Here is a 23,955-nt window from a genome sequence, read left to right as displayed (position 1 = left end):
ATTAACAGCGGCTATAGCGGTAGAATAAAACGAACCCCGAATATTGGACTTTGTCCAATATTCGGGGTTTTGTCATTTAATATACTCTATTCATTATTCATTAATCTTTTTTGATAATAAAGAAAGTACCTTTGCTGCTTGGGCACGGGTAGATGCGTCTTTTGGGGCAAACGTATTATTCGCTTTTCCTTGCATAATTCCAAGCTGATTCACTTTTTGTACATTTTCTTTAGCAAACTCACTAATGAATTCGGAATCTTGGTATACCTTTTCCTTTGCTACTTCAATACTGGTGCTCATTTTATATTCATAAGCACGTATGAGCATGGCAGCCATGTGTTCTCTTGTAACTATTTCGTTAGGAGCGAAATCTCCATTTTCTTTTCCTGTGATGATTTTTGCTTCAAATAGTGCTTGGATTTCTTTTTCAGCCCAATCTGGAGCATCTTTGAATTCTTTATCTTTAGAAGTAGTTTGTAATGCTAGAGTGCGAGAAAGCATAACAGCAAATTGAGCCCTTGTTGTATTTTTTTGAGGAGCAAAGCTTGTTTCTGATACTCCATTAATAATATCTTGTTGATAGAGGTCGTTAATGTATTCATAAGCCCAATGAGTTTTGTCTGCATCTAAAAATTTATAAGGCTTCATGACATCTTTTCCGCCAAACTCATAAACGGCTACTGTGCCTGATACTTCGTGTGTGGCTGCAAGTAATGGATTTCCAGTTGGGCTTGTTTCGGCTGGAATGAATCTCAATCCTTCAGGAGATACATCACCTTTGACATCCTCACTGAAATCGCGACTTGAAATGAGTGTAGTGAATTCAGGCTTTTTGGGATTGGTTAAGTCGTACACCATGATTCCGCTAACGCGTTCAAGAGCAATAAATGCATACGTGACGTTATCAATTACACCCGTTACAACCGTTTCTGGTTCTGGCCCTTTTGCTGAACTTCGTTTATCATAGGCGATTTCCCCGTTATCGGTATTAAAAAACTCTGGCATTGCTTCAGATGTTATTTGCTCAAGATCATGCCCGCTGTCATAAACGAGTTCCAGGGTTTCAGCGTCAAAAATGGAGAAGCTGCGACCTCCGTAGGAATATAGGGCTTCATATTTTCCATCTTTTAAACCGTTTTCTAATGTAATTTTTGTTTTGGCTAGTTCATTGAGAAGACCGTCAGCAACTAATTGATCAAGCTCCTCTTGGGTATAGCCCCCATAAAGGTCTGCATTTAATTTAATTTTATCCTTTATGTCTCCAATGCTCGCTTCTTCAGAATAGGCTTCATAATCACGAGCATCTCCCTCATTTGGTGTTACAATATAGGCTTTTCCACCTATAGAAAAAGTATCAATTGCATCGGGCATATAAAATCCAAGAAGCGGAAGGTTTTCTAATTCTGTTTTATTATTTCTTTTTCCGTCTAATTGGTTACCTGGAACTGAATGATCTTTGATTCCAAGCCCTTTTACATGCATAATCGTGTTGGTTTCAAGATTTAGAGTAGCGATTGCATTGTTTTCTTGAAGAGAAACGTAAGCCCGCTTACTGTCTGGTGTAATCGTTATATATTCTGGTTCAAGCTGCTGTGTGACTGTACCTTTTGAACTTAATCGCACTTGATCATCGATTTCGACATCATTAAAAGACAATGTGTTTGCAGTCAACTTTTCAAGGCCAGCTGTTAGATCAATAATCGAAATCGTTCCTTCAGGATCCACAGAATAATCATCACTTGGTTCACCTTCATTTGCAGATAAAAGCTTCGTTCCATCTGGGGTGAAAGCTACCATATCTGGTAAAGAGCCTACCAAGACTTTTGTAATATATGTACCATCCTTTGTTAACAGCACGATATAGCCTGGATCCGTTTTAGGATCACTTACAACAGATAAGGCTACTAAATTATCTGTTGGGTGAACAGCTACACTCGTAATATCTTTTACATTTTTAATTCCAAAATCCTTTAATAAGATCCGATTTATTGATTTTACATTCGTGAATTTTCCGGATTTTAACGCTTCAAATGATAGAATATCCATTCCAGACTCTACTCCATTTGTTACAAAGGCCCGATTCAACTTCTCATCATAAGCTAAAATTTCCGTACCGCCCTCACCAGAAAGGCTATCGTATTGTGCAATTTGCGTAACTGGTAGATTATCTCCTTTATATTGGAAAAAAGGTGGCTGTTCAGCTAACACGTTATATGGTTGTCCAGCTGAAAATAGAATTCCAGCTGCCGCAATACCCGTGACCAACGCTTTCTTTACATTCACTGCAATACCTCCGAAGGTTTTTTTTTGATTCTAGTAAATTTTAACTATAATTTGTTAATGCAGTGTTAAGAATTTTTAAATTTTTATTAGAAGGTTTATTTGGGGATGTGCAGTTAAAGAAATGATAAGGAATTTATCGAATGCTATCTAAATAGAAGAGTTTCTAACGGGACAATATAATTTTAGTGATTGGTTTAAGTATCCAAAAATATTAAATAGATCCAATGGTACCAAAAAAGTCAAATTAAATAACATATATACCCTTTTTGGTAGTATAATAGTCATGATGAAAATAATAGTGACTAGGAGGAAGAAGATGTTTAAGAAAGTAGTATTTTTCTTCGTTTTAATGAATGCAGTGATTGGAGGAGGACATATCCTTGCTGCGTCCAATTATGAAGTTGAACCAAATAATACAATTCAGCAAGCGACACCCATTACGGTAAATCAGGAATACTTTGGTACTCTATCCGAGTATAATGATAATGATTATTACAGCTTTACTGTTAATAAGCCAGGTAATTTAACAATTAGTATGCCAAACACGACTAATTCATCTTGGGAAATTAGTGTATACGATAGCAAAGGAAACGAGTTAAATAACTTTAATACAACATATGGTTCATTTGCTACAGGTAAAACAAATGACCAGGTAGGTTTATCAGCTGGAACATACTATATCAAGATAAACAATTATACAAGCGCAACTAATGTATCCTATTCATTTATTGCTGGCTTTGTTGCTAGTAACTTGTATGAGCAGGAACCCAATAACGATGTAACGACAGCTACTTTAGCAAATGTAAATAATACATATAAAGGGTCGCTGCAGTTTTATAATGATTCAGATTACTATAAAGTCATACTAAGTAAACCAGGAAATCTTTTTATGAGCATGCCGAACTCTGTTACTTCATCTTGGGAAAATACAATTTATGATAGCGCAGGGAAGGAATTAAATAGCTTTTCAACAAATTACGGATCGTTTGCTACAGGTAATACAATCGATCAAATTGGCTTACCTGCTGGAACATATTATATCAAGATAAATAGTTATAGTTCAGCAAGGAAGGTGCCTTATTCACTGGATATTCGATACGATCAAAGTAGTTTTTTTGAACAAGAAAAAAATAACTCCTTTCTAGAAGCAGATCTAATTCAATACAACTATAAGTATCAAGGTGTTATAGGTTCTTATAGTGATTCTGATTATTATCAATTCAAAGTAAGTAAACTTGGAAACTATTCTTTAAGCATGCCGAATTCGAAAGATGCTTCTTGGTATGCTGAAGTTTATACCGATAAAGGAGATAGACTATATAGCTTCCGCACGGATTACGGTTCATTCGCAACAGGAAATACTACTGAGACGATGGGATTCAAAGCTGGCACTTACTACCTGAAAATCTCAGACTATACATCAGCAAGGAAGAAGCCATATAGTTTCGTACTATCCTCCAGAAAGTTCCAAGATGTAAATGTTGATTTCTGGGGTTATAACGAGATTACTTTCCTTTACAATAAAAGTATAATTAGTGGATATAACAATAACACATTTAAACCTAATAATAATGTAACAAGAGCGCAAGCAGCAATCATGATTAGCAGAGCATTGAACTTGAATGTGAATAATATTTCTAATCCTGGTTATAAAGATGTCCCTACTTCATTTCATGCTTACAAGGAAATTGCAGCTGTAACGAATGCGGGTATTTTCCCTAAATCAACGAATTTCAATCCAAATAGCGCCTTAAACCGAGGCGATATGGCAATGGCTTTAGTGCGTGCTTATAACTTAACGGGTACTTACAATGGAAAAATTACTGATGTAAGCAATCCGACTACATTGAAGTATGTTCAAGCTTTGGCAGCAAATAATATTACTAATATTTATAGCGATAACACATTCAAACCAAATAATTCTGTAACAAGAGCACAGTTTTCTGCATTTTTCACACGGATCTTAAGTGAGGAGTTTAGGAAGTAATTAAATACTATGAAAAGAGTCATGGCTTGCTGGTTACGCATCCATGACTTTTTTTAGTTGCATGATTAGTACAATGAAGACTACTAGATTAAGAGAAATTCTTTAAATTAATGGAGATAAATAAAGAATTGCACCAAACTCTGAAAAGTCTCACCAACCTCAGACTTCCCTCCTGTATTGAATTAATATTTATGATGTAATATGGTCATATTTCCTCAATTTAACAAAAATTAATACTCTGTTTACATAGTGATGATATATTTTTCCTGGGGAAATAAATATAAAGTGACCCTACTGATGGGGAGGCCACATTCAACGCGAATAGAAAGCCATTACGAGTATACCGATGTCATACTTACAGATTTAGATGTTGTGGTCGAAAGAGTCATAGTTGGGAAGGAGGGAGTATGTAAAATCCAAAAGCATAATTGATGCAGAAGATGTATTCTTTCGGTATGGAAAAAATAATAAGCTGGAGCGGATAAAATGAAACAACGGATGGGCTTAAAAAGACTATTTAATCTTACATTAGTTTTCGCTTTAATCATAAGTATGTTTATTCCAACAACTGGGTTTAAGGCAGAAGCTGCTGAATCGATTACAGTGGCAGAAGCGATTGCCAATAATACAGGAACGGAAACGGTTCAAGGTTATATTGTTGGATATACGATGGGAAGTAAATCAATTACGAGTGATCCTAGTAAATTTAGAGATGATTACAATTTTGTTATAGCAGACAGTATTGATGAAACAAGCATCGATAAAGTCATTTCAGTTCAGCTTCCAGCAGCGTATCGTGCTGCATTCGGCTTGCACTCAAACCCTAGTAAACTGGGGGAAAAGGTGAAAATTACAGGAACTTTGGCTACATACAACAGTTTGCCAGGGTTAAAGTCTCCAACTGCTATGGAATTTGTTGAGGGAAATGAAGAAAATCCATCTCAAGTTACTGCTGTAGAAGCTAGTATATCTTCTGGGGATGTAGCGGCTGGGACGAAGGTTAGCTTATCCACAGCAACAATAGGCGCAAGTATTTTTTACACAACCGATGGCCAAGAACCAACTACAAACAGCAAACTGTACAATGAACCCATTGTTGTAACGAAAGATGTAACCATTAAAGCCTTTGCTAGTAAAAATGAGGTACAGAGTCCTGTATCTACTTTTACTTATACGATTCAAAAAGGTCAAACGCGAATTCATGACATTCAAGGTGCAGAACACGATTCACCTTATAAAGATCAAAATGTAACAGATATTGAAGGGATTATTACTTATGTTGTAGATGCTAATAATTTCTACATGCAAGACCAACAGCCTGATAACAATGACCGAACATCTGAAGGGATATTAATCTATAAAAAGGCACATCAGCTAAAAGTAGGTGATATGGTTAAAGTTAGTGGTCAAGTAAAGGAATTTGTTCTTGCAGGATATGCGGATAAAGCAACAACAGATTTATCCGTTACAGAAATTAACGCAGCTTCCATTACGACTATGGCAAGTGGACAAGCTTTACCGAAGCCAGTCGTGATTGGAAAAGATCGAATCTTGCCGATAGAAAAAATTGATAGCGACGGACTGTCCGTTTTTAATCCAGAAGTGGATGGAATCGATTTTTACGAAAGTTTAGAAGGAATGCTCGTAGAAATTGAAAACCCAAAAATTGCAGCACCTCAACAATATGGTGAACTTGTCGTTATCCCAGGCAATCTGCCAACAAACACGACAGCTGGTGGATTAAAGTATACAGAAACGGACGCGAACCCTGAAAGAATGCATCTTTTAATCAATGATAAAGACTATGTTGTCAAAACAGGTGATTCTTTCAATGGATCGGTTACCGGTGTAGTTAGCTATAGCTTTAGCAACTATAAAATTTTAACGAACAAAGATCAGTTACCAGCTCTAGTGGACGGAAAAACGGCACGTGAAGTGACTTCATTGAAAAAGGACCATAAGAAACTATCCATTGCTTCATATAATGTCGAGAATTTTTCAACAAAAACGCCTGATTCAAAAGTGCAAAAAATAGCAGAATCGATTATTACGAATCTGAAAGAGCCTGATGTTATCGGATTAACTGAAATGCAAGATAATGATGGTGATATAGATAGCGGGATTACGAATGCGACTGAAAGTGCAAAGGTTTTAACCGACAAAATTAAAGCACTTGGCGGGCCAAAGTATCAATATATTGATGTGGCGCCTGTTGATAAAAAAGATGGTGGCGCACCAGGTGGAAACATCCGTGTCGGCTTCTTATATAATCCAGATCGCGTAAAACTAACGTCAGAAAAGTCAGGCAGTGCAACTGAATCTGTATCGTATAAAAAAGGCAAACTTACATTAAATCCAGGCAGAATTGATTCTACTAATGAAGCTTTCCAATCAAGCAGAAAACCATTAGCAGCCCAATTTAAATTCCAAGGGCGAGAAGTTATCGTTGTCGCAAACCATTTTAACTCTAAAGGTGGCGACCAACCTTTATTTGGTAAAAACCAACCACCAGTCCTATCAAGTGAAGTACAAAGAATGAAAATTGCAGCGATCGTCAATAATTTTGTAAAAGACATCAAAGCCCAAGATTCAAAAGCAAATGTTGTTTTACTTGGCGACTTCAATGATTTTGAATTCTCGGCACCACTTAACACGTTAAAAGGTGACGAGTTAACAAATATGATTGAAAAGGTACCGTTCAAGAATCGTTATTCTTACACATATCAAGGCAACTCACAAGTACTTGATCATATCCTTGTCTCCAATAATATGGCAGCTTATACAGAAGTCGATATTGTTCACATTAACTCATCCTTTATGGAACAGCATGGACGAGCAAGTGACCACGACCCAGTATTAATCCAAACAGACTTAAAAGGGAAAGAGCCTGTACAAAAGATTTACAATATTGTTGGTTCTAAAACGAAGAAACTAGTAGTCGACGCAGAAGACTCCCTAGTTCATGTAGAAGCTGATGCAATTGTTAAAGATGGAATTCAGCTTAAGAATTCAGCTACTTTACAAGGGGCGGGATTAAAGAATGCTACTGTAACGATTAGCTCAAAGGTAAACGATATCTTTGTTGATTTTAGTGGAGCGGAAGTAAAAGAAGTAATCATTGAAAATAGCAAAGTAAAAGAAATAATAGGTGCTCAAAACGTTCAGAAATGGACATTAAAAGAGGGCGTTGATGCAAATAGCATTAAGTTTTACAATTCAAAAGGGGAGGAAATTCCTTCTCCTTTCGCTCCTAAAGTAAATCAGGCGCCAATTGTCTCAAAAAACTTCGAAAATGTTGAAGTTCAAGTAGGTTCAAAGGTTACCATTGATTTAAGTGAGCATTTTATGGATCCTGATGGAGATCCTCTAACTTTTTCAACTAGCATTGGTACGGTTGATGGGTCCATCTTAACGCTTCCGACAAATGAAGCTGGAACGTATCTTGTTGCAGTTAAAGCAACGGATCATCAAGCGGAAATGACGACTAGGTTTTCTCTGACAGTATCTAGTGTACAGACAATTGAACCATATTATCAAAATGCAGCAGGCAAAACCGGTTCAGAATTAAAAACGACTTTACACCATATTATTAAGGGTCATACGCAATTATCTTATACTCAAGTATGGGATGCTTTAAAAGACACAGACCAGGATCCGAATAATCCAAACAACGTAATACTGCTATATTCAGGAAAGTCGATTTCAAAAAATGCAAATGGTGGCAATGTGGGACAATGGAATCGGGAGCATGTTTGGGCCAAATCACATGGTAACTTTGGAACAAGTAAAGGACCAGGGACAGACGTGCATCACCTTCGTCCGACAGATGTGCAAGTAAATAGCGCGAGAGGCCATCTTGATTTCGACAATGGTGGAGCTAAATATTCAGGATGCGCTTGCTATTACGACTCAGACTCATGGGAACCACCAACCAACGTAAAAGGTGACATTGCACGTATGCTATTTTACATGGCTGTTCGTTATGAAGGGAATGGAGAGCTTGATTTAGAGCTATCAGATACAGTCAATACTTATCCAAAGCCTTTGCACGGCAAGCTTTCTACACTACTGGAATGGAATGAACTTGATCCAGTCGATGACTTCGAGAAGCATCGAAACGACGTAATTTATGAAAAATGGCAACACAACCGTAATCCATTCGTCGACCACCCAGAATGGGCGGAAGAAATTTGGGGTAGTGCTCAATCTAATCTAGAAAAAGCAAGCTGACTCTGCAGATTTCCTGCAGAGGTTTTTAATGTTTGATCTGAAGTAGTCGATAATTAATCCACCCCCCTGTACCGAACTATTCCTCTTCAAACGATAGGTCATATACCCGCCCTTTAGTTGTTCCGTAATGAGAGAGATTCATAGAACCGAGTAGTTTGGAAGCGATGGATGTGGATGGGAGACTAAGGAATTCACGAAGAATGCCTCTATATTACTTTCACGACCTCAAAACATCTATGAACAAAAAAGAGCAATTGAGAAGCCACTTCACAAAGTTTGTTGAAAGTTTTATAGAGATAATAGTTGTAGTTGGACGAATCTCTTCCTTTTCATTATTGATGCTCTATATCTTATTAAGGAATTAGGGCTATTTCTATTTGAAAAAAGTGACCCTTAGAGTCCTATAGATATAATGTGAAGAGGGGCATCTGCTAGTCACAATGTCTTGAAAAGTGCCTTCTTTCTGGGAATCGTCTAGTAAGTTGTGGATTTATAGTTTTTTTATTACAATAATAACCAATAAATAGGAGCGAAATTGCATAATAATCCTTCTTTTGTGGATAAATTCTCATTCCATACCATGTTTATCCTCTATTAATAAAAATAACATACGTGTTAGTATAAATTTTGTCAGTAAAGGTAAATAAGGTTCACTATATCCATACTTTTACTACCATATTACTATCTTGGTATTTATATATAGGGGGAACTACATAATGAGTAAGAATTCAAATATGCGTAAATTTTTAACAAGTGCAGCAACTGTTGCATTGGTAGCATCTGCTGTTGCACCAGTGGCAAGTGCATCAAGTACATTCCCGGATGTAGATGCAAACGACACTCATGCATCTAATATTGAAAAGGCAGTAAAACTTGGATTAATCAAAGGAAAAGACGGCATGTTTATGCCTTACAATGATATCACTCGTGGTCAAGTAGCAATCATCATTGCTCGTTACCTTGGAGATGTTGATACGACTGGAACTAAACAATTCACAGACGTATCTGCTAAAGAAAATGCTGAGCTTGCTGAATCGGCTCTAGTTGTTCGTGCTGCTGGTGTATTCAATGGTTCAAACGGCGCTTTCAATCCATACAAAAGCATTACTCGTCAAGAAATGGCGTCTGTGCTAGTTCGTTTATTCGGATTAGAAGATCTTGCTGACAAAACTTCAGCTGTGACAGATAACGCTACAGCTTGGGAAGTTCACCGTGAAAACATTAACATTCTTTCTGAAAATGGAATTACAAACGTAGCTCAATTTAACCCATTAAACAATATTAATCGTGCTCAATTTGCTTCATTCATGATCCGTGCAATTGAAAATGCTGAGACTATTTCTTCAGGTGTTGCTGGATTCGTTTTTGACGCAGGTGTTCCTGTAGTGGGTGCGAAAGTAACTGTGGGAGGAAAAACAGCTATCACGAACGCGAAGGGTTACTATAAACTACTAAACGTTCAACCTGGTACACAAAAAGTTACGATCCAAGCAAAAGGATTTGAAACAGTTACAGTATCAGACGTTAAAGTTTTAGAAGAACAAGTATCTACTCTTAACAAAGATATCGTAGATGCAAAAATTGATACTTCTAAAATTGAAGTTTCTGGTATGGTCATTGATAGTGAAACAGGAGCTGCAGTTGATAAAGCTTCAGTAACTCTTGAAAAATATAATGATAAAACAGGTACTTGGGAAGCAGTAGCAGCAGCTTCAACGAAGTTGGGAGCTTACAGTATTGGACAAAGTGATGCTGACCCAGACTTAATCCTAGGTACAGAATACCGCCAAACTGTAAGTAAAGTTGGATTTAAAGATTTTGTTCAAACTATTACTTTAGATGATCAAAAAGTAGTCAATTCATTAAAAGGAATCAAACTTGATGCAATTGCAGCGATGGATATTGCTGGGACTGTTACGGATGCATCTGGAGCTAAAATGAAGAATGCAAATGTTTCCATTTATGATGTGAATGGAGTTAAAGTTGGTTCAGATAAAACAGATGCAAATGGGCTTTACAGTGTAGCTGGTGTTAAATTAGTAGGTGGTACGTATAATATAGTAGTTGACCATGCTTCTTCTGCTGTTTCTTATACAGAGTTTAATGTAGTAGAAGGAACAAATGCTACTCATAATGTAAAACTTGAAAAAGGAAACACAATTGCAGCAACTATCGGTACTGAATCATTAAGTGATGTATTTGGAGCAAATACAACTGATGCTGATACAGCAGAATACACATTAGAATTATTAAGTGGAAAAACAGTAATTGCAACAAAAACAGTTGCTGGAGTAGAAGGAAACAATGATGCAGCATTAGCTTTCTCATTTGATCGAATTGCACCTGGCTCTTATACGGTAAAACTTTCTGGAGATTATGTAGTGGCGAAGGAGTTTGCTATTACCGTTGATGGTAATGAAACGTTTGAAGGAAGAGCTATGCCTGCAGGAGCATTAAACGGGGTAGTGAACGATGGTACAACAGGAATTAAAGGTTCTGAGGTAAAATTAGTGAACGCTTCTGGCAACATTGTTGCTACTGTAACAACTGATGCAGATGGAGAGTACTCATTTACTGGAATCCCAGCAGGTGATTATACTGTAAGTGCTTCAGCAGATACTTTCATTGAGAATTCTTTAGCTTCTAAAGTAGCGATTTCTAAAAATCAAAACACAGATACTACTCTATCATTGGAAAAGGTTGTAACAACTGGTAACGTTTCAGGATTTGCTCGTTTAAGTGGGTCTCTTTCTGCGGCAAAAAATGCAACAGTTACTTATTACGACCAAGACGGTGAAGAAGTTGCGAACGCTACAGTTACTGCTACAGGATCTTATAGCTTATCAGGTCTAAAAGCTGGAACGTACGATGTAGTTGTACGTGGATCTGGAATTGAAACATTGAAAACGACTCAAACGATTGAAGCAGGGAAAAACTTAACGAAAGCCAACTATAACCTAACTTCAGGTGGAAATGCTACTCTAAAAATTAGTGTAGTAGATGGTAAAGGACAACCCGTGAATGTTGCAAGTAAAGGATTTGATTTAACTGACGCTTATGTGGATCCGACATCTCCAGAATACGGTGTTTGGGAAGAAGCTTCAAGTACAACAGATTCGGTAACAATCAAAAACCTATCTGCCGGAACATATAATCTTGCAGTAGACGTTGCTTCTGATAAGTTTGTTGATGTAAAAACGACTGCAACTCTAGCAACAGGTGAAGCTGGTAAGCTTGTCATCGTAGTAGATGAAGTAGCTGCACAAAGTAAAGTTAATTTCCGTGTAGTGGATAAATCAAATGCAAACGTTGATGGTGCTTATGTAGTTGTATTCAACGAAGACGGTTCAATGAAAGATGTATTCACAACAACTAATGGAACTGCAGAATTAGCATTAGTGGATGGTAAATATACACTAGCTGTTTATCACAATGGCAATGTAGTTGCTGCACGTGAACTAACAGTTGCAGGAAAAGATCTTACAGTTCCTGTCATTCAATTGTCTCCACTTCAATAATGTGATGTGCACATTGTGACATCTAGAAAATGAAGGAGAGGTAGAGGGCCATTCATATGGTTATCTACCTCTCTTTTTTCATATAGTTTATGGGGAATCACATCCTTATAAAAAACAAAGGTAATTTAATATTTATCTAGAATCAGGGTCATCCTCTTTGGTGATGTCCATCCTAATAGTAGATTCAAGATAGGGTTTAAGTGGAATTATAGTTGAAATAAATATATTTAATATTATGAAAATTCTTAATTTACAAGTGGTTGATTTACATATAAAATGAAGACCTAGGTTTACATATACGAGAATACAAGATGAAAAGGAGAGTGGGAGTAAATTGATGAAAAGTTTAAAAAAGTGTACATGGAGTTTGGTATTGGTTTTTGTTTTACTATTGGGATTGGTCACCCCATCTGTATCAGCAATTGGTGTTGAACCAATCCGTTATTTATCATTAGGGGATTCGTTAGCGGCAGGTGTGACGCCTGAGAATGGGATCAGTATTGGATATTCCGATATAGCTGCTGAATACTTTAAGATGAAAAATATGTTAGGTTCGTATTCAAAAGGGTTTGCTGTTCCTGGTGACAGAACGCAGGATGTATTGGATGATTTAGCAACCAAATCTGATTTAAGAGAAGCTATTAAACAATCCAATATTATTACGATTTCTGCTGGTGCTAATGACTTATTGAAAATTGCAAAGATAGACCCAGAGAAAAATATCCTCATCATGGATCCAACTGCTGTAAAGTCTACTCTTGAAACCCTTGCTAAGAACTACACAATGATTCTACAAACGATCAAACAACTTAATCCAAATGCATCTGTTTATGTCATGGGTTATTATTTTCCTTTCCCATACCTTTCTGATGAGCAAAAGCCTCAACTTATTGAATTGACAAAAACGCTTAATCAAACAATCCAATTAGCAACCTCTCAAGGTGCTACATTTGTGTCCATCTATGATAAATTTGGTGACGATACAAAGAGATTTCTTCCAAACCCGTCGAATATTCACCCGAACCGAGAAGGTTATAAATTAATGAGTGATGCTTTAATAGAAACAATGACAAAGGCTAAGATAACGGCAAAAGACCTACCTAAAGGGCATTGGGCTGAAAAGGAATTGAACCTGCTCTTGGAAAACAAGTTATTCAATGTAGATGAAAAAGGAAATATCTATCCTGAAAAGGCGATTACAAGAGCAGAGGTGGCGGGCCTCCTATATAACAGCATTCCAATGACTAAATCAATCCCTGCTAACCCTGGATTCAAAGATGTACCTGAAACCCATCCTGCTTATATGGCCATTGCAAAACTTGTAGAAGCAGGTGTATTTACAAAAGCTGAATATTTTAACCCGAATTCACCGTTAACTCGTGCACAAATGGCTAAAGTTCTTACTATTAGATTTCAATTAAAAGGTGATGATTCGCTTCCTTCTTATAAGGATATCACTGCATCCTTCTGGGCAACACCTTATATTAATGCCGTTACTGATAACAGACTTATGACGGGTCATACTAATGGTACATTCGGTGTAAATAATCCAACCAACCGAGCTCAGTTTGCCGTTGTATTGGCAAGAGTTCAAGCAATGATTGCTAATAAATAACTTTGATTGGTGCCCATGGTCAATGCTCGGATGATTTTAAATAAATATCCTATTTTGGCTATCTGTTTTTTCATTTAAATAAAGCATCTTACTTAAATGAAACATTAAGCATATATAAAGTAAGAAAGTTCTGTAGTGTAAATTTACAGAGCTTTTTTCTTTTGTCTACCTGTGCAGGGTATCAATCATCATCCGGAAATATGGGCAATAGGAGCCTGATACTCTTTACTCTATTTACCATAGAGGGTATGCTTTTATATATATCTGATTATTAAAAGTATTGAAATTAGGTTGGGGAGGGTTCCAGTGTGTATAGAAGAGTTGATTAACAGAAACGATAACGAGTTTCGGACAGAAGAGTTTCTCCAAGTGAAAAATTGGATGAAGCCGAATCCTTCTTGTATTCGATTGGGGCAGATACTGAAAGAAGAGAGTGATGTGATCATTAGGCTTCGGGTGGATGTTGTGCCAGTTTTCGATGAAAAGGAAAAGCTGGTTGGCATGTTGACAGTAAGAAAATTGCTTTCTCATTTTACTCAAGGAAATCATGGTAAAGCGAGGAGAATTTCGTGAAGATCTCTATTACCGACTCGATATTATCCAACTCCATATTCCACCACTCCGCGAGCGAAAAAAAGACATTCCGATTCTGCTCTCCTACTATTTAAAAAAAGTGTGTGAAACATATCCTATCATACGCCTATCAAAACCTCTACGGCAGAAGCTGTTTCTTGCTTTATTCAATACGAATGGAAGGGAAATATCCGCGAACTGGTTAATACAATTGAACGATTAGTTATCTTTATAGACGGCTCAACCATTGAAACCTATTATCTGCCTGAATCTATGAAAAAAGACTATGGCTCTACATCTAAAAGGGTACTGACAAGCTCTAATAAACCGTCCTTCATTCAAGAAGCTAAGAAAATAGGGGATGAAAAAGAAAAAGAGCTAATCCTTTAGATTTTAAAAGAAATTGGTGGGAACAAGGCAAAGGTAGCCAAGCTCTTAGGCATTCATCGGACGACTCTTTATCAGAAATTAAAAAAGTATCAGATCCAATAATCGATGATATGTAGCGGTATCACTACATATAATCTACACTTGTCGTGTTATGCCTACACAAACAGATTGTTCTTTGCTGATATACCGTATTTCATAACTTGGCATACTTCTTGCATCGTATCAATAGTATAAAAGGAAAAGGAGTACGAGCCATCTGTGGTGTTAAAAGAAATCTAAATTTGAGAGGAGATCTAACATGACAACAACAATAACGAATGTATTAAAAAACTATATAAACGGTGAATGGGTAGAAGCGAAAACAAATCAATATCAAACGGTACCGAATCCAGCAACAGGAGAAGAATTAACGCAAGTACCGATTTCGTCCAAAGAAGATGTAGAAGCGGCAGTAAAAGCTGCTAAAGAAGCATTTAAAATGTGGAGTAAAACACCAGTGCCAAAGCGCGCCCGAATTTTATTTAAATATCAGCAATTATTAGTAGATAACTGGGAAGATCTAGCGAAATTGATTACGCAAGAAAACGGAAAAAGCTACAAAGAAGCATACGGTGAAGTACTGCGTGGAATTGAATGCGTCGAGTTTGCTGCTGGTGCTCCTTCATTAATGATGGGTAAACAGCTTCCAGACATTGCATCAAACATTGAGTCAGGCATGTATCGTTATCCAGTTGGCGTAATTGGCGGGATTACCCCATTTAATTTCCCAATGATGGTTCCATGCTGGATGTTCCCACTTGCGATTGCAGTTGGCAATACATTTGTTCTTAAGCCTTCAGAAAGAACGCCATTATTGGCCAATCGTTTGGCAGAGCTGTTTAAAGAAGCAGGTCTACCAGATGGTGTCCTAAATATCGTTCATGGTGCACATGATGTAGTAAATGGTCTGCTTGAACATAAGGACGTACCAGCGATTTCATTCGTTGGCTCTCAACCTGTAGCAGAGTATGTCTATAAAACGGCTTCTGCGCATGGTAAACGTGTTCAGGCATTAGCAGGTGCCAAAAACCATTCCATCGTTATGCCTGGTGCTGACTTAGACGTGGCTGTGAAAGAGATTATCGGAGCGGCTTACGGTTCAGCTGGGGAAAGATGTATGGCTTGTTCTGTTGTCGTTGCGGTAGATGAAGTCGTAGAACCTCTAATCAAAAGGCTAACAGAAGCAGCAGACGAAATTAAGATTGGTAATGGACTAGAAGAAGATGTCTTCTTAGGACCTGTCATTCGCAAGGAACATAAAGAACGAACTGCCGGTTATATCGAGAGTGGGGTCGAAGAAGGGGCCGTCCTCATTAGAGATGGCCGTAAAGATGAATCGTATCATGAAAGTGGCTACTTCATTGGACCTACTATTTTTGATCAAGTAACAACATCGATGAAAATTTGGAAGGATGAGATCTTCGCTCCTGTTCTTTCGATTGTAAGAGTTAAAAGTTTAGAAGAAGCGATTGAATTAACGAACCAATCTGATTTTGGCAATGGTGCATGCCTATTTACCCAAAACGGAAGCGATGTCCGCTATTTCAGAGAAAATATCGAAGTGGGGATGCTCGGTGTCAATGTCGGTGTTCCAGCACCAATGGCCTTCTTCCCATTCTCAGGTTGGAAAAACTCCTTCTATGGTGATCTGCATGCAAATGGATCTGATGGAGTCGAATTTTATACAAGACGGAAAATGCTAACATCACGTTGGTAATTTGAAAAGGTGTCAGGTGTTATCTAGAAATCAATTAGTGTAATTAGAGTGTCACAATTTCGAAATGTAGACAGTCAGGATGAAATATGACATCTGGTGCAAATCTATCAACATCTATTGGAAAAAGTCAGAAAGCTAATTTTATAGCTTTCTGACTTTTTGTTGTCCATATTTCTGGATGGTGCCCGGCATTTCCTTCTATTCCTTCGATAAGTTCTGAAACTTTGAAGGAATGACAGGCACCTACTCTATACATATTATCAGGTCAAAAGGGGGGGAAACAGATGGATAAGAGAAGACTCGAAAGAATGGAAGAAATGTTAGCTAATTTAATAACAATCACTGGTAATATGGATAAGAAAATTCAAGATTCAATGGATGCTTCTAAAAAAGAATTACGTAATGGAAATGAGAAACACCATAATGAAATACTTGATCTGTTGAAAACTATGCAAAAGGCTCAAGACTATGTTTGGGGAAAGACCGTGTGTAATGAAAGAGAGCTCGCTAGAATTGAAAGTCAACTCCAGCTATCTATACATGTATACTTCTCATAAAATCACCTCTAATTCCTCGGTGCCAGGGACCGTCCAGAAATATAGAAAACGATTATATAGGTAGAGAGCGCTTCACTGGCGCTCTGTTTTTATAAGTGTCACTGGATCAAGCCCTAAATTTGAAAGAATAATGAAGTGTTAACGAAACCAATAAGTAAAGAAATGGTCTAATACCTTGATTTGTATTCGGCATATATGTCATTAGGAGGCTTTCAAAGGTTTATGAATTTCTTGGTAGGCATCATTGTTATCTGTCCTTAATGAAGACGGTAGCTGAGTTGGGGTGTTTATCTGTCATTCTAGAAGGATCAGCTGAACGAGCACGAATTCAAGCAGGCGACATAATTCGGGCCTTGACCAAGCACTTGTTTACCTTTTCTACAAGAATAACTACATTTCATCATTTGTAATATAATTGTAATGATGTTTTTGGCGAAAGATTGCTAAAATTGGGGTAAATCATTTGTTAAAAGGATGGGGAAAAATGAAGAAAACCATATTTACTATCTCGACAGCTGCCGTGATAGCCTCAATGGTCGCACCGTCTGCATTTGCGGATTCATATACAGTCAAAAAGGGAGATAGTTTATATAAAATTGCCCAGGTTAAGAAAACGACTGTAGCTAATTTGAAAGAAATCAACAAGCTAGAATCTGATGCTATTTATGTGGACCAAGTTTTGTTAATTGATCACAAATCGAAACCAAAAGATACTCAATCTACATCGCTCATAACCTTTAATAAAACGAATCCTACTATACATACTGTTGTTTCTGGAGATAGTCTAATAAAAATTGCGAACAAGTATGGAATTACACTTGGTGAATTGAAAAACTTAAATGCCTTGCCTTCTACAGTAATATATCCAGGAGATAAGATTATCATCTCAGAGACAAAGAATAGCACAGTTGTAGAATTGCCAAGTACAGAGACGAACAATACTCAAAATATACAATCTTATGCAGTGAAGAACGGAGATAGTCTTTGGAAGATCGCTAATAACAATGGTACTACCATATCCAACATAAAGACAATCAATAATTTGAGCTCCGACACAATTTACCCTGGACAAGTACTCCAACTTACAAAGTCTTCTGAAACGAGCAATGTTACTAAGCCAAGTAATGGTGTTTCTGATGTAAATACTGTTAAACCAGCACAGCCCCAGGCTGGAAGTACAACATACACCGTAAAAGCCGGGGACACTCTATCTAAGATTGCTTCTCAATTCGGAATGACTGTTAATCAATTAGTAAGCGCTAATCAACTAAATTCAGATACTATTTATATTGGTCAATCTTTAGTTACGAAAAATAGTACATCAGCTTCTGAATCTCAACAAGTAGCGGACCCTAGTAGTGATGTAACAAATCAGCAATTATCGGCATTAATTGACATAGCGAAGAAACAAATTGGTACACCTTATTCATGGGCAGGATCATCGCCAAGTGGCTTCGATTGTAGCGGTTTCATCTATTATGTATTTAAAAAAGCTGGGTATCAGACTTCTAGAGTTTCATCCTCTACTTATTTTGATATGGGTAAGAATGTAAAAACACCACAACCAGGAGATTTAATATTTTTTGATACAACAACAAATAGTAAATCCGTTATTTCACATATGGGAATATACCTAGGGAATAATGAATTTATCCATGCAAGTTCAAGTCAAGGTGTAACGATCACTTCTATTAATAATTCATACTTTAAAAATCGAATTATGGGTTATAAGAGTTTATAATATTACTAGTTTATGATGCTCCAAAAGGGGGAATGAGTGCATTTGAGGGGGGAAGCAAATCTTCGAAATGTACTTGTTTCTTTTTGTTTTAGCAGAAAATACTGATGGTCCTTTCAAAACTAACTTACTTATAGGAAAAGAAAGGGGAAAAGACGCGACTTAGTCATCTAGAAATTGGAATAAGTTAGCGCTGTTTAATTGTTGAAGTTTGTTAAAATAACGAAGGAAGTATATTATAATGTTTAAGGTGGACTATGCTTAAGGATAATCCACCCTATTGGTGTTTTCATTTATCTTTTTTTTAGGAATACTAATTTAGCATGTTCGATTCTACTTGCCATATTGTTTATAAATATTGAAGGAGTGATTAAAAATAAGCGCTCAGAAGATTTTAATTATCGTACCAGCGTACAATGAACAAGCCTCGATTGCAAAGACATTAAGAGAACTAGTTGATTTTAAAAGACATCATGAACTTTCGGCCAAAGTTGATATATGTGTGATAAATGATGGATCCGTTGATAAAACGGGAGAGATAGTTCGTGAAATGGAAGAGGTGATCTTGATTGATTTACCTTTGAACTTAGGGATTGGCGGTGCCGTACAGACTGGATATAAATATGCCAACTCGAACCATTACGATTTGGCCATTCAGTATGATGCCGATGGACAGCATAAGAGCACGGAGTTACAGAAAATTATTCAGCCAGTTTTAGAAGGCGAATGCGATCTATGTATTGGCGGGAGATTTGTCGAGAAAACGAGCTATAGGGGAAGCTTCCAAAGACGGATAGGAATCTTCTACTTTGAGAAAATGATCAAATTACTGACAAGAGTAAGAGTGACCGATTCCACTTCTGGGTTTAGATGTGTGAATCAAAAGGTCATTTCTATTTTCGCAAAGGACTATCCAAGAGATTATCCAGAGCCCGAAGTGATTATTATGCTCTATAAAAAAGGGTTGAAAATCAAAGAGGTTGCAGTCGAAATGGTAGCAAGAGAGATGGGGGAAAGTTCAATCACACCTTGGAAATCCGTCTACTATATGTTGAAAGTCAGTCTGTCTATTTTGGTTAGAAAAATAGAAAAAGGAGCAGTAAGATGATCAGTTATGTATCATTCGGAATCGTCTGTGTTTTATTTATCGTTTTGATTGCTTCTTTACGCAAAGGTATTATTGAAACGAAATACTCTATCCTTTGGTTTATTGTTTGTGTGATCATGGCCATCCTATCCCTTTCAAAAGAATTATTAGAGTTTCTAGCGAACATACTGGGAGTAGATTACGCTCCTTCCATTTTATTTTTATTTGGAATCCTGTTCATGATCATATTGATTTTCGATTTGACAAGAAGAGTTTCAGATTTAAATAAAAAGTTATCAGCATTGATTCAGGATTATGCGATCTTAAAATCAGAAATGAAGGATAAATAATGGTTTATTTATTAGTAGCAATTAATATTATCTTTTTGGTTAGCGGTCAATTTCTTTGGAAACTTGCTGTTTCGGGTGTAACAAATTGGAGTGCTTCTGTTTTTATTCAAGTGATTTTCAGCCCGTTTTTTATTGGTGGAGCTGTGTTGTATGTGATTGCAACGGGATTATGGCTAGTGATTATTTCTAAACTCCCGTTACATGTCGCCTACCCGATTCAAGCGTTGTGTTATGTACTAGCAGCGGTAGTGTCTTATTTTATTTTTAAGGAAAATATTTCGACGAACCAATGGATTGGCATATTAATTATTATATTTGGTGTCTATTTTATAGCAAAATGATGGTGAGGAGTTATTTTGAATAAACTGATTGGATGTTTAAAAAGTCATAAATGGTTTGTAATTCTATTCATTGCTTATTTACTAGTAAATATCCTATTCTTTATCAAACATCCTGGTAGTGTTTTTAATGAACCAGAGCGGTTTGGTGAAGGGATATCGACATACGGCTCAAGAGATGCGTATCTTTATACAAAGATGGCATGGCAAATTATAAATGAGGGGATATACGGATATAATACAACCGTATCCAATGCATATGTAACACCAGGCCAGCCTTTCTATTTAGTAGCAATTATTAAAATTGCTCAGTTATTCGATACAAATCACGTCATGTTATACAGATTGTCTAATATGATGTTAAATATCGGTGTTCTTTCACTGATTTATTTGATTAGCTGGAGCTTGTTCAAAAAGAGAAGCATCAGTATTATCGCCTCTTTAATCTATGCAACACATATTTCACCTCTACACATGTTTCGGGCAGCCTTAACAGAGATTCCTACTCTTTTCTTGTTTATGTTAACCATTTATTTATTTATCATTGCATTGAAGAAGGACAAGGTTTATTTATATGCTTTATTCGGAATTATAGCATGCTGTACGCTAATGTTCAGAGCAACGCCCGCCCCGTTGCTGTTATTAGCATGGGGAATTGTTATTTATACATTTGGTTTTAAAAAGGCGGTTAAAATCGGCTTTATTTGGTGCATTGGACCGCTCGTCATTATTGCTCCTTGGGTAATTAGAAATCTTATAGTATTACATGAATTCATTCTATTTTCATCTCATGCAGGCGGTCCGCTTCTTGCGGGAATGAATGCATTTCAGCTGCAGGATTTCAATATTCTGCTTAATAAAACAAAAGAACTTGGCATCACTCAAGAAGAATATGCAAAGCTATTGTTTGAAGAAGGATTTAGTAAGGATATTCCTTTGTATTTCTCTTGGTTCACAGTAGGAAAAACATTGTGGTTATTCATGAGCCCGGATGGGAATCCAGATGGGGTAGGACCTTTACATGGATATCTTCCTGAATATTTACTGTCCATTTATAAATGGCAGAATATCGTAACTGCTTTTGGGGCGCTCCTATTTGCCTTTTTATTAAGAAAGCAACGCGTTATCAATATGCTTTGTCTCGCAGTTTTGATCTATATTGTATTCTCTAATATGTTCTTAACCCTACCGCGATATGGATTTATCATCTATCCGATTCTAGCGATTATTTTTGGATATGGGATTGTTCATTTTTCTGCTAGACTAAAGATGAAACTGAATAAACAAACCAAAAAAACCGTTCAATGAGCGGTTTTTTTATTTTGTGAGTAAATAATATGTAAATATAAATATCATTGTTATTTTTGTAACAATATGTATTATAATGGACGAGCATGCAAACCAAACAATAGGGGGATGAATATGAGAAGAAATATAGCACTTTTACTTGCATTTGTATTACTTTTGTCAACGTTTGGAACCATTCAACCTGCTTATGCGGCAGATGCAAAAACAACGATTACCATTTTACATACGAATGATACCCATGCGAAAGTAACGCCAGAAGACGGGGGCATGGGCTTTGCAAAGCTATCTAGTCTCATTAAACAGCTTAAGGAAAAGAATCCAAAGAATACGTTATTACTTGATGCGGGAGATACATTCCACGGAACACCATTTGCAACATTGGAAAGCGGCGAAAGCATTGCGGAAATCTTTAATCAAATTGGTTATGATGGATTAGCTGCTGGGAACCATGATTTTAACTATGGATTTGAGAGATTACTTACACTTGAAAAGATCGTTAATTTTCCCATTTTAAGTGCAAATGTGTATCATACACAAGATCATTCAAGACTATTGGAACCGTGGATGATTAAGACTGTTGGGGATATAAAAGTTGGGGTTTTCGGACTAACAACACCTGAAACGACGTATAAGACACACCCGAAGAATGTTGAGGGACTAACATTTGCTGATCCAGTGGAAGAAGCGAATGCAATGGTAAAAGAACTTAAGGCTGAAGGGGCAGATATTATCATTGCCTTAACACACCTTGGAATTGATGCTTCAAGTACGGAAACATCAATAAAAGTAGCTGAAGGAGCTCCTGGAATTGACTTGATTGTTGATGGACATAGTCATTCTACATTAGTAGCTGGGCAAGAAGCTGGAAAAGATACATTAATTGTCAGTGCGGGTGAGTATACAAAGAATCTAGGTGTTGTTGAATTAACGCTAGAAGGTAAAACAATTACAGGAAAAAAAGCTCATTTAATTACAAAAGAGGAAGCTGCTAACCTTCCAGATGATGTTGATATTTCAATGTTAATTAACAATATTAAGAAAAAACAAGAAGCTATTTTGTCCGAAAAGATTGGTGAGGCGGATACAATCCTAGAGGGAGAACGTACTCAAGTCCGAGCACGTGAAACAAACTTAGGAAATCTCTTATCTGATGCAATGGTTCATGCAACTGGCGCCGATGCGGCGATTACAAATGGTGGGGGAATTCGAGCTTCGATTAAACAGGGAACGATCACAAAGGGGAATGTAGTAGATGTATTGCCGTTTGGTAACTTCCTTGTAACAAAGAAATTCACCGGTGCTGAAATGAAAGCAGCGTTGGAGCATGGTACAAGCGACTATCCAAATGTAAAGGGAGCTTTCCCACATGTTTCAGGCATAACATTTGAAATTGATGTAAAAGCAGAAAAAGGGAATCGGGTGAAAAATCTAAAGATTGCAGGAGCCACTGTAGATTTATCGAAAGAGTACACAGTTGCTACAAATGATTTCTTAGCTTCAGGCGGAGATGATTACACAATGCTTAAAGGCGGTCCCCTTGTAAATGAGTATGGTGCACTTGATGAAGTTGTGATTGAATATATTAAAGAACATAGTCCAATTAAAACAGGGATTGAAAACCGTATCGTCACTTATCTACCATTCACGGATGTAAGCAAAGATGCATGGTCACATCCATATATTGCAGACTTATATACGAAAGATTTAGTAAAAGGAACAACGGTTTCTACGTTTTCTCCATTGAAAAACCTGACTCGTGCCCAATTTTCTTCCATTCTTGTAAGAGCATTTGATCTTAAAGCAACAAAGCAAGCTCCATTTACCGATCTATCAACTGTTGCTGAGGCAACACAGATAGAAATCGCAGCAGCATACGAAAATGGATTTATTAAAGGTGTGAGTTCGGCATCATTTGAGCCAAATAAACCTATTAGCCGCTCGCAAGTGGCGTTGATGATTAAACGCGCATATGATTGGAAAATGAAAAATGAAGAAACGGAAACAAAATCAAGTCAACAAGCTGTTTTTAAAGATATTAGTAACTTAGATGAAGAAACACAATTAGCTATCAGCATGGCTTATGAATTAGAAATTATTCAAGGGTATGGTACGGAGTATAAACCATATAATCATGCAACTCGTGAACAAGCTGCCAAAGTGGTTTCTAAATTCTTGGCTCAAGTTGAGTAAAGAAACTAAACAAAAGAGGATGTCCCGAGGTTTGG

16 protein-coding genes are annotated in these 23,955 nt (G+C 37.0%); 15 read left to right on the top strand and 1 reads right to left on the bottom strand.

The features are described from left to right. Nucleotides 1–93: 93 nt before the first annotated feature. Nucleotides 94–2,283: a choice-of-anchor I family protein gene (locus AC1MGI_RS03540; protein ID WP_480348577.1), complete on the bottom strand. Its 2,190-nt coding sequence runs from the start codon at nucleotides 2,281–2,283 to the stop codon at nucleotides 94–96. 316 nt (nucleotides 2,284–2,599) lie between these two features. Between AC1MGI_RS03540 and AC1MGI_RS03535 the strand changes: the two genes are divergently transcribed. The 15 genes from AC1MGI_RS03535 (at nucleotide 2,600) to AC1MGI_RS03465 (ending at nucleotide 23,920) form a co-directional block, all read left to right on the top strand. Continuing rightward, complete coding sequence (locus tag AC1MGI_RS03535) at nucleotides 2,600–4,270, top strand: S-layer homology domain-containing protein (protein WP_480348575.1); 1,671 nt, start codon at nucleotides 2,600–2,602, stop codon at nucleotides 4,268–4,270. A gap of 486 nt (nucleotides 4,271–4,756) precedes the next feature. Continuing rightward, the gene (locus AC1MGI_RS03530; protein ID WP_480348574.1) at nucleotides 4,757–8,500 is read left to right on the top strand and encodes an endonuclease; all 3,744 of its coding nucleotides are present in this window, start codon (nucleotides 4,757–4,759) and stop codon (nucleotides 8,498–8,500) included. Nucleotides 8,501–9,216: 716 nt separating this feature from the next. Next, a complete protein-coding gene (locus tag AC1MGI_RS03525) occupies nucleotides 9,217–12,018 on the top strand; it encodes a carboxypeptidase regulatory-like domain-containing protein (protein WP_480348573.1) in 2,802 nt (933 codons plus the stop codon). 337 nt (nucleotides 12,019–12,355) lie between these two features. Further along, nucleotides 12,356–13,633: an S-layer homology domain-containing protein gene (locus tag AC1MGI_RS03520; RefSeq protein WP_480348571.1), complete on the top strand. Its 1,278-nt coding sequence runs from the start codon at nucleotides 12,356–12,358 to the stop codon at nucleotides 13,631–13,633. A 306-nt stretch (nucleotides 13,634–13,939) separates the two neighbouring features. After that, the gene (locus AC1MGI_RS03515; RefSeq protein ID WP_480348569.1) at nucleotides 13,940–14,206 is read left to right on the top strand and encodes a CBS domain-containing protein; all 267 of its coding nucleotides are present in this window, start codon (nucleotides 13,940–13,942) and stop codon (nucleotides 14,204–14,206) included. A gap of 111 nt (nucleotides 14,207–14,317) precedes the next feature. After that, nucleotides 14,318–14,596: an AAA-type ATPase lid domain-containing protein gene (locus AC1MGI_RS03510; RefSeq protein WP_480349695.1), complete on the top strand. Its 279-nt coding sequence runs from the start codon at nucleotides 14,318–14,320 to the stop codon at nucleotides 14,594–14,596. Further along, the gene (locus AC1MGI_RS03505; RefSeq protein ID WP_480349694.1) at nucleotides 14,597–14,698 is read left to right on the top strand and encodes a helix-turn-helix domain-containing protein; all 102 of its coding nucleotides are present in this window, start codon (nucleotides 14,597–14,599) and stop codon (nucleotides 14,696–14,698) included. Between the two features lie 196 nt (nucleotides 14,699–14,894). After that, complete coding sequence (locus tag AC1MGI_RS03500; protein ID WP_480348567.1) at nucleotides 14,895–16,352, top strand: CoA-acylating methylmalonate-semialdehyde dehydrogenase; 1,458 nt, start codon at nucleotides 14,895–14,897, stop codon at nucleotides 16,350–16,352. A gap of 284 nt (nucleotides 16,353–16,636) precedes the next feature. Further along, complete coding sequence (locus tag AC1MGI_RS03495; RefSeq protein ID WP_480348565.1) at nucleotides 16,637–16,909, top strand: hypothetical protein; 273 nt, start codon at nucleotides 16,637–16,639, stop codon at nucleotides 16,907–16,909. Between the two features lie 484 nt (nucleotides 16,910–17,393). After that, nucleotides 17,394–18,650, top strand: coding sequence for a C40 family peptidase (locus tag AC1MGI_RS03490; RefSeq protein ID WP_480348563.1), 1,257 nt, complete (start codon nucleotides 17,394–17,396; stop codon nucleotides 18,648–18,650). A gap of 373 nt (nucleotides 18,651–19,023) precedes the next feature. Further along, on the top strand, nucleotides 19,024–19,755 hold the full coding sequence (locus AC1MGI_RS03485) for a glycosyltransferase family 2 protein (RefSeq protein WP_480349693.1): 732 nt from the start codon (nucleotides 19,024–19,026) through the stop codon (nucleotides 19,753–19,755). After that, nucleotides 19,752–20,084: a DUF2304 domain-containing protein gene (locus AC1MGI_RS03480; protein WP_427693045.1), complete on the top strand. Its 333-nt coding sequence runs from the start codon at nucleotides 19,752–19,754 to the stop codon at nucleotides 20,082–20,084. Before AC1MGI_RS03485 ends, AC1MGI_RS03480 begins: the two co-directional genes overlap by 4 nt. Then, nucleotides 20,084–20,425, top strand: a complete 342-nt coding sequence (locus AC1MGI_RS03475; protein WP_480348560.1) for an EamA family transporter — start codon at nucleotides 20,084–20,086, stop codon at nucleotides 20,423–20,425. The genes AC1MGI_RS03480 and AC1MGI_RS03475 overlap by 1 nt, the downstream gene beginning before the upstream one ends. A 15-nt stretch (nucleotides 20,426–20,440) precedes the next feature. Further along, complete coding sequence (locus tag AC1MGI_RS03470; protein WP_480348558.1) at nucleotides 20,441–21,730, top strand: ArnT family glycosyltransferase; 1,290 nt, start codon at nucleotides 20,441–20,443, stop codon at nucleotides 21,728–21,730. 114 nt (nucleotides 21,731–21,844) lie between these two features. Further along, complete coding sequence (locus AC1MGI_RS03465; RefSeq protein WP_480348555.1) at nucleotides 21,845–23,920, top strand: 5'-nucleotidase C-terminal domain-containing protein; 2,076 nt, start codon at nucleotides 21,845–21,847, stop codon at nucleotides 23,918–23,920. The last annotated feature ends 35 nt before the right edge of the window (nucleotides 23,921–23,955 follow it).

The organism is Peribacillus sp. BM1 (genome assembly GCF_056679975.1).
The sequence above is the reverse complement of the archived record's forward strand: the minus strand, read 5'-3'. Positions and strand labels throughout refer to the sequence as shown.